This window comes from Caballeronia sp. GACF4 (genome assembly GCF_023631025.1).
In the GTDB taxonomy this organism is placed as follows: domain Bacteria; phylum Pseudomonadota; class Gammaproteobacteria; order Burkholderiales; family Burkholderiaceae; genus Caballeronia.
In genome coordinates, this window is the sequence record NZ_JALQDW010000018.1 from 82,479 (window position 1) to 99,783 (window position 17,305).

17 protein-coding genes are annotated in these 17,305 nt (G+C 61.2%); 10 read left to right on the forward strand and 7 right to left on the reverse strand.

Annotated elements, in window-relative coordinates; genetic code table 11:
- Nucleotides 1-5: 5 nt before the first annotated feature.
- The 5 genes from NCR40_RS15480 to NCR40_RS15500 all read right to left on the reverse strand — a co-directional run bounded on the left by NCR40_RS15480 (nt 6) and on the right by NCR40_RS15500 (nt 3,050).
- Nucleotides 6-404: a hypothetical protein gene (locus tag NCR40_RS15480; RefSeq protein ID WP_250509890.1), complete on the reverse strand. Its 399-nt coding sequence runs from the start codon at nt 402-404 to the stop codon at nt 6-8.
- 112 nt (nt 405-516) lie between these two features.
- On the reverse strand, nt 517-1,284 hold the full coding sequence (locus tag NCR40_RS15485; protein WP_244828623.1) for a class I SAM-dependent methyltransferase: 768 nt from the start codon (nt 1,282-1,284) through the stop codon (nt 517-519).
- Nucleotides 1,285-1,294: 10 nt separating this feature from the next.
- The gene (locus tag NCR40_RS15490) at nt 1,295-2,074 is read right to left on the reverse strand and encodes an ABC transporter substrate-binding protein (protein WP_250509891.1); all 780 of its coding nucleotides are present in this window, start codon (nt 2,072-2,074) and stop codon (nt 1,295-1,297) included.
- A gap of 119 nt (nt 2,075-2,193) precedes the next feature.
- Nucleotides 2,194-2,598 carry an Hsp20/alpha crystallin family protein gene (locus NCR40_RS15495; RefSeq protein ID WP_244829720.1) on the reverse strand — a complete coding sequence of 135 codons (405 nt, stop codon included), beginning with the start codon at nt 2,596-2,598 and terminating at the stop codon, nt 2,194-2,196.
- Nucleotides 2,599-2,615: 17 nt separating this feature from the next.
- On the reverse strand, nt 2,616-3,050 hold the full coding sequence (locus NCR40_RS15500; protein ID WP_250466646.1) for an Hsp20/alpha crystallin family protein: 435 nt from the start codon (nt 3,048-3,050) through the stop codon (nt 2,616-2,618).
- Nucleotides 3,051-3,311: 261 nt separating this feature from the next.
- Here NCR40_RS15500 and NCR40_RS15505 point away from each other — a divergent pair, with 261 nt between their 5' ends.
- From NCR40_RS15505 to NCR40_RS15515, 3 genes are read left to right on the forward strand one after another with little or no spacing between them, the layout of a single operon-like run.
- Nucleotides 3,312-4,292: a 2-dehydropantoate 2-reductase gene (locus NCR40_RS15505; protein ID WP_250509892.1), complete on the forward strand. Its 981-nt coding sequence runs from the start codon at nt 3,312-3,314 to the stop codon at nt 4,290-4,292.
- Between the two features lie 36 nt (nt 4,293-4,328).
- On the forward strand, nt 4,329-4,754 hold the full coding sequence (locus tag NCR40_RS15510; RefSeq protein WP_250510275.1) for a nucleotide pyrophosphohydrolase: 426 nt from the start codon (nt 4,329-4,331) through the stop codon (nt 4,752-4,754).
- Between the two features lie 59 nt (nt 4,755-4,813).
- Nucleotides 4,814-5,989 (forward strand): acyl-CoA dehydrogenase family protein, encoded by a 1,176-nt coding sequence (locus NCR40_RS15515; protein WP_250509893.1) that lies wholly within the window; start codon nt 4,814-4,816, stop codon nt 5,987-5,989.
- Nucleotides 5,990-6,025: 36 nt separating this feature from the next.
- Here the strand turns inward: NCR40_RS15515 and NCR40_RS15520 are convergent, their stop codons facing one another.
- The gene (locus tag NCR40_RS15520; protein ID WP_250509894.1) at nt 6,026-6,289 is read right to left on the reverse strand and encodes a DUF4148 domain-containing protein; all 264 of its coding nucleotides are present in this window, start codon (nt 6,287-6,289) and stop codon (nt 6,026-6,028) included.
- 388 nt (nt 6,290-6,677) lie between these two features.
- Here NCR40_RS15520 and NCR40_RS15525 point away from each other — a divergent pair, with 388 nt between their 5' ends.
- From NCR40_RS15525 to NCR40_RS15540, 4 genes are all read left to right on the forward strand, one after another.
- Nucleotides 6,678-6,917 (forward strand): hypothetical protein, encoded by a 240-nt coding sequence (locus NCR40_RS15525; RefSeq protein ID WP_244828611.1) that lies wholly within the window; start codon nt 6,678-6,680, stop codon nt 6,915-6,917.
- 291 nt (nt 6,918-7,208) lie between these two features.
- A complete protein-coding gene (locus NCR40_RS15530; RefSeq protein WP_250509895.1) occupies nt 7,209-7,670 on the forward strand; it encodes a DUF3293 domain-containing protein in 462 nt (153 codons plus the stop codon).
- Between the two features lie 446 nt (nt 7,671-8,116).
- Nucleotides 8,117-8,620: a two-partner secretion domain-containing protein gene (locus NCR40_RS15535; protein WP_284507783.1), complete on the forward strand. Its 504-nt coding sequence runs from the start codon at nt 8,117-8,119 to the stop codon at nt 8,618-8,620.
- Nucleotides 8,593-10,362, forward strand: a complete 1,770-nt coding sequence (locus tag NCR40_RS15540; protein ID WP_284507784.1) for a ShlB/FhaC/HecB family hemolysin secretion/activation protein — start codon at nt 8,593-8,595, stop codon at nt 10,360-10,362. The genes NCR40_RS15535 and NCR40_RS15540 overlap by 28 nt, the downstream gene beginning before the upstream one ends.
- Before the next feature lie 86 nt (nt 10,363-10,448).
- Here the strand turns inward: NCR40_RS15540 and NCR40_RS15545 are convergent, their stop codons facing one another.
- Entirely contained in the window at nt 10,449-10,949 is a 501-nt protein-coding gene (locus NCR40_RS15545; protein WP_244829716.1) for a M48 metallopeptidase family protein, read from the reverse strand.
- A gap of 213 nt (nt 10,950-11,162) precedes the next feature.
- On the opposite strand from NCR40_RS15545, the gene NCR40_RS15550 reads away from it, so the two are divergent.
- From NCR40_RS15550 to NCR40_RS15560, 3 genes are all read left to right on the forward strand, one after another.
- On the forward strand, nt 11,163-11,723 hold the full coding sequence (locus tag NCR40_RS15550) for a metal-dependent hydrolase (RefSeq protein WP_244828604.1): 561 nt from the start codon (nt 11,163-11,165) through the stop codon (nt 11,721-11,723).
- A 58-nt stretch (nt 11,724-11,781) separates the two neighbouring features.
- Entirely contained in the window at nt 11,782-12,279 is a 498-nt protein-coding gene (locus NCR40_RS15555; protein ID WP_250509897.1) for an LEA/WHy family protein, read from the forward strand.
- A 168-nt stretch (nt 12,280-12,447) separates the two neighbouring features.
- On the forward strand, nt 12,448-17,304 hold the full coding sequence (locus tag NCR40_RS15560) for an NAD-glutamate dehydrogenase (protein ID WP_250509898.1): 4,857 nt from the start codon (nt 12,448-12,450) through the stop codon (nt 17,302-17,304).
- Nucleotide 17,305 lies beyond the last annotated feature (1 nt).

The following is a 17,305-nucleotide window of genomic DNA, read 5'->3' on the forward strand; positions in this document are numbered from 1 at the left end:
CAGCCTCAAGCACTTCCGCTGGACTCATGCGTGCGCTGCCTCGCGATGTTCGCGTTGCGTGGCGGCGTCACCGCTGCGCTCACATCGGAAGGATTGCGCAGACCATGCCGTGTCTCGCGCGACGCGGCCAGATGCGCCTGTAGCCGCTCACACACGTCTTTTCTGCGTACGGGATTGAGCGGATCGCACAGACGAATGGTGAGGGTGCAAGCGTCGATATGCTTGAGACGATTGGTGCCGGGCTCGGGCGCCTCCCACAGCACGACGGTGTGCGTGCCATCGGAAACCTGCACGACCTGAAAACGTGCAAGATCGATCTTGGTCAATTCATGCGGTTCGATCGCCTGATGCATGGTGTCCTCGACATTAGCCGGCTGGGTGAGCGAGAGCAATGCAAGCACCATGCCGAGATGCGCAAAGCACGTCGGATGGTCGAGCGCGTTTCCAGGCGCATTCGCCCGCGTGCAAAAAGGACAATGCGCGCTTCAAACTACGCGCCCCGTCTTCGTGCACGCGTCATTTCCTGACCGCAACGAAGGCCGCAGTCGTGTAGGGCACGGTGACGACATCCTTGCCGCGCAATTCCGGTTCGGCTTCGATCAACGCGCGTACTTCATCGTCGATGAGCACGCGTTCCGCTTCCGGCAACGCCGCGATAAAACTGGTCGAGCGCACGCGATGCACGATCACATCGTCGGGGGAACCGGTGTGTCCGATCGAAAAATGGGTTTCGGCGAGCGCGTCGAAACCTTTATGCGGAAACGCGTGGCGCCATTCGCCTGTATAAAAGCGCGGCGCATCGCCCTCGTAGCGGTTCACGATGGCGTCGAGCTTCGCCACCCATGGCACACGAAAGTCGCGCAGATTCCAGACGAGGCCGAGCTTTCCGCCTGGCTTCAACACGCGATGAATCTCGCTCAACGCTTCGCCATTCGCAAACCAGTGGAACGACTGTGCACACACGACGGCATCCACCGATGCATCGTCAAGCGGAATGGCCTGCGCGGCGCCTTCGAGCACTTCCACACTCGGCTGGGCGGCGGCGAGCTTCGCGCGCATCGAAGCGACGGGTTCGACGGCAATCACGCGCGCACCGGTTGCAACGAGGCGCGGCGTGAACTTGCCCGTGCCCGCGCCCAGGTCGACGACGCTCGCGCCCGGCCGCAAGCCGAGCGTCTCGGCGAGCCAGCCCGCGAGTTCGGGCGGATAGTCGGGCCGTCCGCGCACGTAGCTATCCGCGTTCGCTGTGTAGCCGACGCTTGCGGCCTGATGAACGTTGGTCATGGCAGCTCCTTCATTCGCCATAGATATCGAAATCGAAATATTTTTGCTCGATGCGCTTGTACGTGCCGTCCTTGATCATCGCGGCGATGGCGCCATCGAGCTTCTCCTTCAAGTCGGTGTCTTCGCGACGCAATCCGATAGCCGTGCCCGGTCCGAAGATCGCGGGGTCTTCGAGCGCGCCGCCTGCGAATGCGTAGGGCTTGCCGCGCGGGGTATCGAGAAAGCCGCGTTCCGCTTGCACCGCGTTTTGCAGCGACGCGTCGAGCCGGCCCGTGAGCAGATCCGCATAGACCTGATCCTGATCCGCATACGACACGATGGTCACGCCCTTCGCGCCCCAATGCGCCTTTGCGTATGTCTCTTGCATCGACCCTTGTTCGACGCCCACGGACTTGCCCGCGAGCGATTCGGCCGTAGGCTGGATGTGCGCATCGCGCTTCGAGACGAGACGCGTGGGAACGTGGAAGAGCTTGCTGGAGAAGGCGATCTGCTTGACGCGCGCGGGCGTCATCGACATGGTGGAGAGCACGCCGTCGAACTTGCGCGACTTGAGGCCGGGAATCATGCCGTCGAAGGCGTTTTCGACCCACACGCATTTTGCTTCGAGCCGCCGGCAGAGTTCGTTGCCGACATCGATATCGAAGCCGACGAGCGTTCCATCGGGCGCTTTCGATTCGAACGGCGGATAGCTCGCGTCCGTGCCGAAGCGAATGGTCGACCAGTCTTTTGCATGCGCGCTGACGGCTACAGTCAGCATGGAGCCCAGCAACACCGTCAACAGCCTCTTCACGATTAAGTCCCTTGTTTGAGTTTGATTGCTTGTGACCGCCCTGGGATTATAGAGGCTCGTGCAGACGAAAAACGGCCGCGTGATAGCGGCCGTTCATTATTGCAGAGACATCGAAGCGCTCAACTCGCGCGCACTTCCACGCGACGCGGACGCGCTTCTTCACGACGCGGAATGGTCAGCTTCAGCACGCCGTTCTGCAGGTTCGCATCGATCTTCGCGGTGTCGAAGTCGTCGCTTATCGTGAATGCGCGTGCAAAGCGCGGCACGCGCAATTCGGCGTGATGCACACGCAGCGACGCCGTGACAGGCACGATTGCCTCGGCTTCGATGGTGAGACGCGAGTCATGTACTTTCACATCGAGTTTCTCGCGGGGCACGCCGGGCAGGTCGGCCCACAGCGTGATGCCCTGACTATCCTCGACGATATCGACCGCAGGCGTGACCGTCGTGCGGCGCACGGTGTCTTCCTTCTTGCGTGCAACTTCGTTTGCCTGACGCTCGGTGATTTGCGTGGTGTCGTTCATCATGTTCTCCCTGTGCCTTACTGAATGGTGATGGCGCGCGGCTTGGATGCTTCGCGCTTGCCGATGACGATAAACAAGGTGCCGTTTTCATAACGCGCTTCGACCTTGTCGGCATCCGCGTTTTGCGGCAGTTCGATCACGCGGCGAAACGCGCCCGTGAAGCGTTCCCTCGCGTAGGTGCGCGAGCCTTCGGTCAATGCTTCGGCGCGCCGTTCGCCGCTGATGGTGAGCAGGCCTTTGTCGACCGTCACGTCGAGCGATGCCGGCTCGACGCCCGGCACGAATGCCACGACTTCGATGGCCTCGTCGGTGCTGCCGACGTTCAGCGATGGAAACGCATCCGCGCGGCTGGCACGAATGCTGGAAGGCAGATTGCCGAGAAGCGAAGACATCTGCCGTTGCACGCGGTTCAGATCGCTCAGGAAGTCGCCGCCAAAATAAAAGTCACTCATGATTCGGTCTCCGATGTTACGGCCGTCAAGCCGGCAGCAGGAAGTTGAGATATGTCACCATGACAGCGCGCTGGTTCGCTGCCTCTGCATGCAAGGTAGGTGCGACGGCTATCGTTTCAATATCGAAAAGCGTATTTTGGGCGGGAATATTTATTCGCTTTCGTGCTCTTGAAATGAGCGTCGGCGCGCCTAGATTGAACCGTTTCGGCAGGCGCCAAGCTCTTACAATGAAGTCCGACAGTTCAGACGAGGAGACGAGACATGAAGGTGTGCATTTATGGCGCAGGCGCGATCGGCGGCTGGATCGGCGTGAAGCTCGCGCAGGCGGGTTGCGATGTCAGCGTGGTCGCACGCGGCGCGACACTAAACGCCATTCGCGCGCACGGTCTGCAACTCGTCGAGAAAGATGCGACGCATGCCGTGAAGGTCGCGGCAAGCGCATCGCCCGAAGAACTCGGTGCGCAGGATCTCGTCGTGGTGGCGGTGAAAGCGCCCGCGATGGAAGCCGTGGCCGCACAGATCGCGCCGCTTTTGAGCGAAAAGACCACGGTTCTGAGCGCGATGAACGGCGTGCCGTGGTGGTTCTGCGAAGGCCTGGGCGCCGAGTTCGCGGGCAAGCGGCTGAGTTCGATCGATCCGCACGGCGCCATCGCCGCCGCCATTCCGGCCGCGCAAACGGTGGGTTGCGTGGTCCACGCGAGTTGCTTGGTCGAAGCGCCGGGCGTGATCCGGCATCATCAAGGCAAGGGTCTCATTCTCGGCGAGGCGGCGGGGCAGTCGGGCACGCGTGCCGAAGCGCTCGTTTCGCTCTTCACGAAGGCCGGTTTCGACGCGACGCTCTCGCCGCAGATTCAGCGTGACGTGTGGTTCAAGCTCTGGGGCAACATGACGATGAACCCGATCAGCGCGATCACCGGCGCGACCACCGACCGCATCCTGAGCGACGATCTCGTGCGCGGCTTCGTCACGAACATCATGCTGGAAGCGAAGGAAATCGGCGCGCGCTTCGGCATTCCGATCGAGCAGAATCCGGCGGATCGCCATGCCGTGACACTCAAGCTCGGTGCAATGAAAACCTCCATGCTGCAAGACGTGGAAGCGCGCAAGGCCGTCGAACTGGATGCGCTCGTGGCGTCGGTACGCGAACTGGGCGCCATGACCGGCGTCGCCACGCCTTTCACCGACGCCTTGCTCGGCCTCGCGCGTCTGCATGCGCGCACGCTGGGCCTTTATCCCGTATAACGGCATAACGGCATGACGACACGTCAAAGGATGGCGATGGATCAGCACAACGCGCCAGAAGGCCGAAGCGAACTCACGGAAATGCGCGACATGCTGCGCGAGTTCGTGCGCGAGCGGGACTGGAGCCGCTTTCACTCACCGAAGAATCTGGCGAGCGCGCTTTCAGTCGAAGCGAGCGAATTGCTCGAACCGTTCACATGGCTGGCCAGCGGCGACAAGAGCGAGCTGGACGAGACGAAGCTCGTGGCGATTCGCCACGAAATGGCCGACGTGCTCGCGTATCTCGTGATGCTCGCCGATTCGCTCGACGTGGATCTGCATCGCGCGCTCATCGAGAAGATGGCGTTGAATCGCGCGAAGTATCCGGCGGACATGGTTCGCGGCGATGCCCGCAAATACTCCGAGTACAAAGCCGCAGATAACAAAGCGGATGAAAACAAAGCGGCCGGGTACAAAGCCTGATGACGTGCCGTTTCGCGCGCGGTTAAGCTTGTGGATCACCGCCTTCAAAGGATTTGCCGATGGACTTCTCCCTCACGCCCGAGTTGACTGAATTGCAGGCGCGCGTGCGTGCCTTCATCGCCGAAGAGATCGTGCCGCTGGAGAGCGATGCGCGCTGCACGCCGCATGGCCCGGACGAGTCGCTGCGCGCGGAACTGATCGCAAAGGGCCGTCGTGCGGGACTTCTGTCGAGTCACGTATCGCCGGAATTCGGCGGCCTTGGGCTCAATCATGTCGCCAAGGCGATCCTTTTCGAGGAAGCGGGTTATTCGCCGCTCGGCCCGGTCGCGCTCAATATCGCCGCACCGGACGAAGGCAACATGCATTTGCTCGAAGCCGTCGCGACGCCCGAGCAGAAGGAGCGCTGGCTGCGTCCGCTCGCCGCGGGCGAGATTCGTTCGTGCTTTTGCATGACCGAACCGCCGCCGGGCGCGGGCGCCGATCCTTCCATGCTGCAAACGCTTGCCGCGCGCGATGGCGACGGCTACGTGATCGACGGCGGCAAGTGGTTCATCACGGGCGCACATGGCGCGTCGGTCGCGATCATCATGGCGCGTTTCGAGGACGGCCCCGCGACCATGTTCCTCGCCGATATGAGGAGCCCCGGCATCGTGATCGAGCGCGCAATGGATTCGCTCGATACATGCTTTCCCGGCGGCCACGGCGTGGTGCGTTTCGAAGGCTTGCGCGTGCCCGCGCAAAACGTCCTTGGCGAAGCGGGCGAGGGGTTCCGATATGCGCAAGTGCGCCTGTCGCCCGCGCGTCTCACGCATTGCATGCGCTGGCTCGGCGCGGCCCGGCGTGCGCACGATGTCGCCACGGCGTATGCGCGTCAGCGTCAGGCGTTCGGCAAGTCGCTCGGCGAACACGAGGGCGTCGGCTTCATGCTCGCCGATAACGAAATGGATCTGCACATCACGCGCCTTGCCATCTGGCATTGCGCGTGGGTGCTCGACCAGGGCGTGCTCGGCAAACACGAATCGAGCGTCGCGAAAGTGGTGTCGTCCGAGGCGTTATGGCGTGTCGTGGATCGTTCGGTGCAAGTGCTCGGCGGACAAGGCGTCACGCACGAAACGGTCGTCGCGCGCATTTTCAGCGACATGCGCGCATTTCGCATTTACGACGGTCCGTCCGAAGTGCATCGCTGGAGCATCGCGCGGCGTATCTTGCGCGGTCAGCGGCCGCGCGCGGAGTAACGCGCGAGTACCGTGCTCAGGCAGCAGAAACGCTACCTAGTTCGCACCGGTCGCGCGTTGCGCTTGCCGTTGCTGGGAGACGATCTGTCCCGCGCGCATGGCATTGTCGGGATAGTTCAGCCAGTCGTTCGGATCGTAGCCGGCCGCGCGCCAGGCGAGAAACTCCTGCTTGACCTGAGCGCGTGTCTTCGGCGCGGAAGGGTCGCCGATCGGCGCGACCGGCTGGGCGAGCGCGTTCGCGGCACATGAGGCGACGGTCGCAAAAAGTATCAGATGGGAAAGACGAAATTTAGATGCCATGGCGATCACCTCGCATCGCGTCGAGCGGTTATTCCATTCTAGGCGACGGACACACGGCGGACACGTTAGAAGCGCCACTTATCCGCATCGAATAGAGGTGTTTTTGGCGAGATAGCCTTGAGTCAATACGGGTGCTTCATTGTCGATCTTCCGTCTATCTCGTGTAAAAGGTTCCGCAATGATCGGCCTCGTCGGATCGGTACCACGCCTCGGGAAACCCCGTGTTGCAATGCAGCATCCCATTGCGTATGCTGTTCTGAGCGGGGCGGCTCACAGCCGCTCAAGAATATCAACAGACATCGACGCAATAACAAAGCGCCCGTTTTCGAGGGCGTTCGTCGAGGAGGCAGGTTAGCCTTACGAACGTCAGCTTGAAGGAGCCGCAAACATGGACTTGACCTTATCGTCTCTGCCGACGCTGCATGTTTTTTATCAGGAAGGCGGCTGGCATTGGGCCATCACCGTCGAACGTGCCGCGGGTGTCGGCATGAAAATCGCCGCTTATAGCGACGAAGGTTTCGATACGGAAGAGGAAGCGCGCGAAGACGGCGAGCAAGTGCTTCGCTCCGACGACTGGCGTTCGCGTCAAATCTTCAGCCGCGGCGAGCGGCAGCAGGGCTGCACATAACGGACGATCGTCGGGTCTCGTTGCTTCTCTATCTCTAGCTTTTCTGCGTTTTATCTTCGGCCGCGTTATGCGTGACACGCTGCGCGTCGTTATCGACACGAATCGCATGGGTCGATGTCTCTCTGCTTCTCTCTCTCGATGCACTCCGCTTCGCGATGCCTTGCATGAATTCGCTTCGCCGTGCGGTAGTCTGCGTTTCATCAATTCGCTAAGTCGAGCGCGGTAAAGTTCGAGATGCAACGTGCGTCTTCAGCGCATGCCTTCTCAGCCGCCGATTCGCGGATTACCTACATGAACCACGACGAGCACCAACGGTTTCAGCCCAGCCCGAGCCTTTTGGACGCGACGCGAGATAGTTACCGCGAGGCGATTTATCGCATCGATATCGAGCCGGTCGTGGAGATGAAAATCGGCGAGCATAATGCCGATGTTGCTTCACTTCTTTCAAGGCATCATGTCTTTAGCGCGGTGTTCGTGACGGCCTTCAATCCATTCGGACACGTGCTTGAACCGGCGCATAACGCAAAGCGGCAGTGCTTGCTGATTGACCATATCGAACGAGCGGGCTTGCATGCGCTGCCCGGAGCCGGCATCGATCCGAAGGGAAAGTGGACCGCCGAAGCAAGTCTCTTCGTCCTCGGCACGACACCCCAATTCGCAGATGCGCTTATGCAAAAGTTCGAGCAGAACGCCGTGGTTTATGTCGATGCTGCGGGTCTGCCTTTTTTGCTGTGGCATCCGGTTTATCGTTGATATTGGTATTCGCCGTTGATTCTTCATCACTGGGTTTTCTGACTGACCACATCGCATGATTCGAACAGGTGGTGCTATGTGCACGCGCCAGTTGCTAACGTGATCGTCCATAAGACACGCAACGCAATTGCAAGTAATGCGTGGCACGCGCGACAAACGTAGACAGTTTCCGACACCTTGGTCGACGATGTCTGCATGCCCTTAGCTCGACTGATTTCGGAACGCTACCGAACGCTTCGGACCCGATACCGCGTTTGCAATCCGCATCTTGCAAGCGTGTGACTTTGTTCTGCTTTTCGTTCGCGACAAGTCCTTTTGTCAAATGTCCGGCGTCCCATCAAAGTAGGAACATTCTGATTGTTACGAACGGTTAATCCGCGAGTAAATAGCGGCCTTCCGCTTCGGGCGTTACCTGCGTTTTGAAATCTTTATAAAACTATAAAAAAATGAATAAGCATTCCTACCGGCTGGTTTTCAATCGCGTGCGACACATGCTGGTCGCGGTCGCTGAATTTGCATCGGCGCACAGCAGCGGAACTGCGAAGGGAGAAGGTCTTGCACGGCGCGCGCCCGTCGCCTCGATGTTTCAATCAGCTTTTAGCGCAATGGCCTCGGCGGCCATGCTGCTGCTCGGTTCGGCTTCCGGGCTGACGTTTGCACAGATCGTCGCCGCACCCGGTTCCGGCGCGCAGGTCATTCAAACTCAGAATGGTTTGAATCAGGTCAATATCGCAAGACCGTCCGGCAGCGGTGTTTCCGTCAATAATTTTTCACAATTCGACGTGCCTGCGAAGGGCGCGATTCTCAATAATTCGCCGGTCAACATTCAAAGCCAGCTAGCGGGATACATCTCGGGTAATGGGAATCTGACGCCCGGCAATTCAGCGAAGATCATCGTCAATCAGGTGATGAGCAATGCGCCTTGCCGCTTACAGCCTTTGCATCACTAGGGATACACGCACAGCAAGCACCAAACTCCGCAAATGAAGCGGCAGCAGCGCGCGCCAACGCCCAGCAAGAACAACAGGTCCAGCAGCAACGCGAAGCGCAGCAACGTGAGACGTCAGTTCAAACGCCCGCCGTGCGCTCAAGTGTTCCCGGCGATCAGGGCTTTCCAACCCTGCCAACCGAATCGCCGTGCTTTCGCATCAACACGTTCACGCTCGACGTACCACCAAGCCTGCCCGACGCGGTGCGCGCCAGAGGCGCATCGACCCTACCGCTCGACCCCTTCGCGTTCGCACGTGAATGGCTCGGCCACTACACCGATCAATGCATCGGAAAAGAAGGCGTGAACGTGCTGACCAAAGGCCTGCAGCAAGCGATCCTGAGTCGCGGCTACATCACCACGCGCGTGTTGTTACCCGAGCAAGACCTGTCGCACGGCACGCTCAAGTTCGCGCTGGTCCCGGGCGTCATTCGTGACATACGGTTCGCCGAACCCTTGTCACGGGGTTCGTGGAAAACCGCTTTCCCCACAAGACCCGGCGACGTACTCGACTTACGCGATCTTGAACAAGGCATCGAACAGATGAAGCGCGTCGCCAGTCAAGATGCGGACATGAAGATCGAGCCGACCGACATCCCCGGCGAGAGCGATGTCGTTCTCACGGTCAAGCGCGGCAAGCCTTATTCGTTCGTCGCATCGGTCGATAACTCGGGCAGTCGCGCAACGGGCAAGCTGCAAGGCAACCTCAGTCTCGGCATCGACAATCTCCTTGGCCTGAATGACGTCCTCACTGTCGGCGCAAATCAGGACCTCGAATTCGGCGACAAGGGCTTGGGCTCGCATGGCTTCAACGGATCGTATTCGATGCCATGGGGCTATTGGACCGCGACCGTCTTCGGCAACACCAACACGTACTATCAACAGATCGCGGGCGCCAACCAGACCTTCGTGTCGAGTGGCAACTCACAGACCGCCGGCGTCAAACTCGCGCGCGTCTTACATCGCGGGCAAAGCGACGTGTTCGGCACCTACGTGCAACTGTCGAAGCGCTTCGGCGCGAGCTTCATCGACGACACCGAAATCGAACTCCAGCACCGCAACAACACGTTCCTGGAACTTGGTCTGACGGATCGGCATTACCTGGGTGGCGCGCAGTTCGACGGCACGCTTGCGTTTCGCCAGGGCATCGGCGCATTTGGCGCGACGCCCGATCCATCCTTGCCGCCCGACCCGAATATCGCACCGACGCCGGCGACCAAGCCGAGCGGCCCGACTTACCGCTTCCACATGGCCGTGCTCGATGCGAACCTCTCGGTGCCGTTCGCCATCGCAAATCAAGCGCTTCGCTACGTGACGACGATCCACGGCCAGTACACGAACGACACGCTCAACTACATCGACGATCTGACCATCGGCAGCCGCTATACGGTGCGTGGCTTCGACGGTGAACAGATGCTCGCGGCCGAGCGCGGTTTCTACTGGCGCAACGAGTTGCAAGCGCCGATCGGAAAGACAGGGCAAGCGCTCTATGCCGGCATCGACTGTGGACGCGTGTTTGGCCCGAACACGGCGTTTCTCGCGGGTACGCAGCTCGTGGGCGCGGTAATCGGCATTCGCGGCGGCGTCCCAACGAAATATGCGGGCTTGAGTTACGACCTTTTTGCCGGCACGCCAATCTACAAGCCGTCAGGGTTTCCAACCTCACGCGTTACGGTTGGATTCCAAATGACGGCCCAACTCTAAGTCATCGCGAAGGGGCGTACTTGAAAGTACGACCCCTCGCTCGGGCACTGAGCGAGCAGGCGTCGCACCCTTAGCCTTCTTCCTGATCATCCTCCCCGCACCAAATCCCGATGCGTCAAATAAAGCCGTAGATCGAACTCGATTTGGTGATACCCCGGCTGCATCAATTCGCAAAGCCGGTAAAACGCCTTGTTGTGATCGTTCTCTTTCAGATGCGCGAGTTCATGCACGACAATCATCCGAAGAAACTCGGGAGCCGTATCCTTGAAGAGCGATGCGATCCGTATCTCTTTCTTCGCCTTGAGCTTGCCGCCCTGCACACGTGAAATCGCCGTATGAAGACCGAGCGCATGACGCAGCACATCGAGCTTGCTGTCGTAGATAACCTTGTCGATGGAAGGCGCCACGCGCAGAAACTCGCTCTTGAGCTCCGCACAGTATTGATAGAGCGCGCGGTCGGACTGCACCGCGTGCTTCTGCGGATAACGCGCTTCGAGATAGCTGCCGAGCTGTTGCTGGGCAATCAATCGGCGCACTTTGTCCTGTAGCGTATTCGGATAAGCGCTCAGGTATTTCAGCTGTTGCATGACGATAAAAGTCGATAGATAAAGATGCACGAAGGCGCGCACGCGCAGCGTTGTTTTATTCATTCTAGTCAACGCTGCGCCATCTCGCCGCCGAAAGAACCATGAGCGGTGTTGCAGGTCCCGCATTTACGTAAGTTTCTGTATCCGCCCGCTCCGGCAGACGCGCGCCATGCGAACATCTGCGCTCTTCATTGCAAGCAGGACAAGGCAGTCATGGCATCGAGCAAGGCCCATCACGCGACCGGGTGGGCTGCGGGAATCATCGCGGCGGCAATCGTTGGCCATATGGGCAACATCGGCAGCGCGCAAGGCATCGACAAGACCAGCGGCGGCATGTATTACCTTTACCTTGCGCTGGCGTTACTTGCTGGGGTAGCCGGTGCAACCGCGCCGGACTGGCTCGAAGTCGCCTGGTGGAGCAAGAGGCGCAAGCTCTGGATCACGCATCGCACGCTGACGCATTGGGGCATCGGCTGGGGCGCCTTGCTTGCGCTTTCGTGGCATCTGTTGAGACAACATCCCGCCGCGGCGGTCGGCTTCGGGTTCGCGTGCGGCGGCATCATGCATCTGCTCGCGGACTGGCCCAACCCGCTCGGCGTGCCCTGGATCGGTCCGCGTCATTCGCTCAATCTCTGGACGAGCGGAACCTGCGACCTGATCGTGGTCGGCTTGTCATGGGTTGCCGCGTTCTATGTCGTGGACGATCTCTGGTTCCATCACGCGCATGTTCGCATGCTGCTGAACGCGGTGCATGTGCTGACCGGTCCGGCATGAAGGCATCACCCCGTTAGAATGTCCGTTGCCTAATCTCTCGCAACAGGAGCCCTTGCCGATGCAACCGAATCACGCGCGAAGCCGTTTCCTTTTCCTGATCACCGCTCTCGTGATGCTGTTCGCCTTCTCCGGGTGCGCGAGTCTGCTCAACCGCGACAGCATGCGCGTGAGCGTCGCGGGCATCGAACCGCTCGAAGGGCAGGGGCTCGAAATGCGCTTCGCCGTGAAGCTGCGCGTGCAGAATCCGAACGATACCGCCGTGAACTTCGACGGCGTCGCGCTCGATCTCGATGTCAACGGCCGTTCCTTCGCAAGCGGCGTCAGTCCGCAAAGCGGCACGGTGCCGCGCTTCGGCGAAGTCGTGGTGTCGGTGCCGGTGACGGTGTCGGCGGTATCGGTGGCGCGTCAGGCGCTCGGCTATGCATCCGGCGACTCGGTCAGCAAGGTCTCCTACGTCGCGCGCGGCAAGCTCGCGGGCGGTCCATTCGGCGGCACGCGTTTCTCCGACTCCGGCACCATCGACTTTCCCGGCGGCAACGGCGCGTTGGGTTACTGAGCAGCCCGTCTTCGGGCTGTCGCGCGTTCGTCATCGTGACGGAATAAGGTGCCCTGACGAGCGCTCGCGCATTGTGCATCCGCACATGGTCCATCCAAGGCTTCCGCACGACGGGGCGCATAATCCTGCAGAGCATCCGACAGACTCGAAAAGACTGAGGAGGGCACCATGCTGGTCAGGAACGAAGCGCAGGTCGAACATCTCATCAAGGATCTGCTCGAATTCGCACACGGGCGTCTGCCTGACGCCGCCTTCCAGCTCATCGAGCCTTTCCTGCGTCATTACTACGACCAGGTGGATATCGAGGATATCGCGAGCCGCGATATCGCCGATCTCTACGGCGCGGCCATGGCGCACTGGCAAACGGCGCAGCAGTTCGCGGGCGGGCGCGAGGTCCTGCGCGTCTACAACCCCAATCTCGAACAGCACGGCTGGCATTCCGACCATACGGTGGTCGAGATCGTCAACGACGACATGCCTTTCCTCGTCGATTCCGTGACCATGGAGCTGAACCGTCTCGGTCTTGCGCTGCATTCGGCCATTCATCCGGTGTTTCGCGTGTGGCGCGCGGATGCCGGGCCGCACGCCGGCGACATCGTGCGTATAGGACAAGGTCACGCCGATGCAGGCGATGGCCGCTCGTCGCTCGAATCGTTCATTCATTTCGAAGTGGACCGCTGCAGCGAAGGCGAGCGGCTCGAAGAAGTGCGCGAGAGCATTGCGCGCGTGCTCGGCGACGTGCGCGAGGCGGTCGAGGACTGGCCAAAAGTGGTCGATGCGGCGCGCGCGTCCATCTCCGATCTGAAAGCGCGCGATACGTCTGCCGACGGTCTCGAAGCGCGCGCCTTTCTCGAATGGATGGTGGCCGATCACTTCACGTTCCTCGGCTGCCGCGATTACGACCTCGTCGAGCACGAAGACGGTCTCGCGCTACGCGGCGTGCCGGGTTCGGGAGCGGGCATTCTGCGCGAGCCGGCGGGCGGCGATCTCACGCCGCTGCCACCGGGCGCGGCCGCGATCGTCGAAGGCGCGGCGCCGATCTTTCTGACCAAGGCGAATTCGCGTGCCACGGTGCATCGGCCGGGCTATCTGGATTACGTCGGCGTGAAGCGCATCTCGCCCGACGGCAAGGTCACGGGCGAACGGCGCTTTCTCGGGCTTTACACATCGACGGCTTATCTCGTGCCGACCTCCGAGATTCCTATCGTGAGGCGCAAGTGCGCGAACATCGTGCGGCGCGCGGGCTTCCTCGAAAAAGGGCATCTCGCGAAGTCGCTCATCTCCGTGCTCGAACAATATCCGCGCGACGAACTTTTCCAGGCCGATGAAGACGTGCTCTTCGACATCGCGCTCGGCGTGCTGCGTCTGCAGGAACATCAGCGCACGCGTCTGTTCGTTCGGCGCGATCGCTTCGACCGCTTCGTGTCGTGTCTCGTGTTCGTGCCGCGCGACAAGTTCAACACCGACCTGCGCCGCCGCATTTCCAAAGTGCTGATGGCGGCGTTCAACGGCAAGAGCATCGAGTTCACGCCGCTGTTGTCGGAGTCGCCGCTGGCGCGGATTCATATCGTCGTGCGCGCGGATCGTGGCGCAATGCCCGAAGTCGATACGCGCGAACTCGAAGCGCGCGTCGTGCAAGTCGCGCGCCGCTGGCAGGACGATCTCGCCGATGCGCTCATCGACAGTCACGGCGAGGAAGAGGGCAACCGGCTGTTGCGCCGTTATGCGGATTCGTTTCCCGCCGGTTATCGCGAGGATTATCCGGCACGCACGGCGGTGCGCGACATCGAACTGATCGAGGCGACGCATTCGCGCCCCGGCGGTCTCGCAATGAGTCTTTATCGGCCGATCGAAGCGGCCATAGAACCGGGACGGCGCGCGTTTCGCTTCAAGGTGTATCGCGTGGGCGAGCCGATCGCGCTGTCCGCAAGCTTGCCGATGCTCGAACATCTCGGCGTGCGCGTGGACGAGGAGCGGCCGTATCTGATCGAGCCGAACGGCGCGCCTACCGCGTGGATTCACGATTTCGGTCTCGAATTGCAGGACGACGTGGAGTTCGATATCGACCGCGTGAAGCCGCTCTTCGAAAACGCGTTCGCGAGCGTCTGGACGGGCGAAACCGAGAGCGACGACTTCAATCGCCTCGTACTGCGCGCGCAGTTCGGCGCACGCGACGTGACCATCATGCGCGCGTATGCGAAGTATCTGCGGCAGGTCGGCTCGAATTTCAGCGACGCGTATATCGAACGCGCGCTCACCGGCAATCCGAAGATCGCGACGAAGCTGCTCGAACTTTTCATGGTGCGTTTCGATCCCGCACGCGGCGGTTCGGCCGAAGAGCGCGAACCGCACGTCGAGCGCGTGCTCGCCGATATCGAGGCGGCCCTCGACAAGGTGCCGAATCTCGATGAAGACCGCATTCTGCGGCAGTTCCTCGGCGTCATCACGGCGACCGTGCGCACGAATCATTTCCGCCGCGAGCCGAACGGCGAACCGCGTCCTTATCTGTCGTTCAAGCTCGATCCTTCGAAAGTGCCGGGTCTGCCCGAACCCAAGCCGATGTTCGAGATTTGGGTCTACGCGCCGCGCGTGGAAGGCGTGCATCTGCGCGGCGGCCGCGTGGCGCGCGGCGGCTTGCGCTGGTCGGACCGGCGCGAAGACTTCCGCACCGAGGTGCTTGGCCTCATGAAGGCGCAGATGGTGAAGAACGTGGTGATCGTGCCGGTCGGTTCAAAGGGCGGTTTCGTCGTGAAGAATCCGCCGCCGCTCACCGACCGCGAAGCGTTTCTCGCGGAAGGCGTCGCGTGCTATCAGATGTTCCTGCGCGGCCTGCTCGATGTCACCGACAACCGCAAGCCCGATGGCATCGTGCCGCCGCCCGATGTCGTGCGCCACGATCCCGACGATCCCTATCTCGTCGTCGCGGCGGACAAAGGCACGGCCACCTTCTCCGATTATGCGAACGCCATTGCGCATGAATACGGCTTCTGGCTCGACGATGCCTTCGCCTCGGGCGGCTCGGTTGGCTACGATCACAAGAAGATGGGCATTACGGCGCGTGGCGCGTGGGAGTCGGTCAAGCGGCATTTCCGCGAGATGAACTTCGATACGCAGACCACCGACTTCACCGTGGTCGGCGTCGGCGACATGTCGGGCGATGTGTTTGGCAACGGCATGTTGCTGTCGCGGCATATCCGCCTGATCGCGGCGTTCGATCATCGGCATGTGTTCCTCGATCCGAATCCGGATGCGGCCACGAGCTTCGAGGAACGTCAGCGTCTCTTTGCGTTGCCGCGTTCGAGCTGGGCCGATTACGACACCGCGTTGATTTCGGCGGGCGGCGGCATCCATGCGCGCACGGCGAAGACCATTCCCGTGTCGCCGCAAGTGCAGAAGGTGCTGGGCATCACGGCATCGAGTCTTGCGCCCGTCGAGCTGATCCGCGCGATTCTGCTCGCCGAAGCCGATCTGCTCTACAACGGCGGCGTCGGTACGTACGTGAAATCGAGTATCGAGACCAACGCGCAAGTCGGCGATCGCACCAACGACGCCGTGCGCGTGAACGGTGCGGAACTGCGCTGCAAGGTTGTCGCCGAAGGCGGCAATTTGGGCTTCACGCAACTGGGGCGCATCGAGTTCGCGCAACAGGGCGGACGCATCAATACGGATGCCATCGACAATTCGGCGGGTGTCGACTGCTCGGATCACGAAGTCAACATCAAGATTTTGCTCGGCCTCGTGGTCGCGGACGGCGAGATGACCGAGAAGCAGCGCAACGTGCTGCTCGCGGAAATGACGGACGAAGTGGGCCTGCTCGTGTTGAAAGACAACTACGCGCAGACGCAGGCGTTGTCGATTGCTAACCGTCACGTCGCTGAGACCCTCGATGCCGAGGCGCGCATGATGCGTTATCTCGAACGCGCGGGCCGGCTCAAGCGCAAGATCGAGTTCCTGCCATCCGACGACGAAATCGCCGAGCGCGCCGCTGCAAGGTTAGGACTGACATCGCCCGAGCGCGCCGTGCTGCTTGCCTACGGCAAGATGTGGCTCTACGACGAATTGCTCGAATCCGACGTACCGGAAGATCCGCTCGTCGCCGATCTGCTGCCCGCGTATTTTCCGAAGCCGCTGCAGCGCCGTTTTAGCGCGACCATGCAGCATCATCCGCTCAAGCGCGAGATTCTCGCCACGCATCTGACCAACGTGCTCGTGAATCGCACGGGTTGCACGTTCGTGCATCGGCTGATGGAGGAAACCGATGCGCGGCCGAGCGATATCGTGCGCGCCGCATTGATGGCGCGCGACGTCTTCAGCCTCGATGACTTGTGGCGCAATATCGACGGACTGGACAATCTCGTCGCGGATGAAGTGCAGGCACGCATGTTCGTCGATGTCGTGCGTCTGCTCGACGACACCGCACTCTGGTTTCTGCGAACGCTCGAACAAAGTCCGAGCGATGCGGCGGGCGTGCTCGCGCGTTGCCGTGAAGCCGCGCATAGGCTCGCGCCGCAACTGCCCGCGCTCTTGCCGGCCACGCAACTCGATGCCTGGTACGCGCGCCGTCGTGAACTCGAAGACGCCGGCGTGGAAAGCAGTCTCGCCGCACGTGTCGCGAGTGGCGAGATTGCCACGGCGGTGCTCGATAGCGCGGAAGTGGCCGCCTGCTCGGAGCGTGGTCTCGAAATCGTGGCGAGCGTCTACTTCGGCATCGGCACGTTGCTGGATTATCGCGGTATCGCCGAGCGCGCGATGGCTTTGCCCATCACCACGCACTGGGACTTGTTGGCCCGCGCCGCCGCGCTCGAAGAGCTCGGCCGGCTCAAGCGTGCGCTGACGGTGAGTGCGCTCGAACAGTCGAGAGGCATCGACAATCCGGATGTGATCGTGGAGAGTTGGCGCGCCAAACGCGAGGCGGCGCTCGACCGCTACACGCGCTTGCTCACCGAGCTTCGAGCGAGCGGCGGCACGAGTCTGTCGATGCTGCTCGTCGTGGTGCGCGAAATGGCGGTGCTCGAACGCGCCTGAA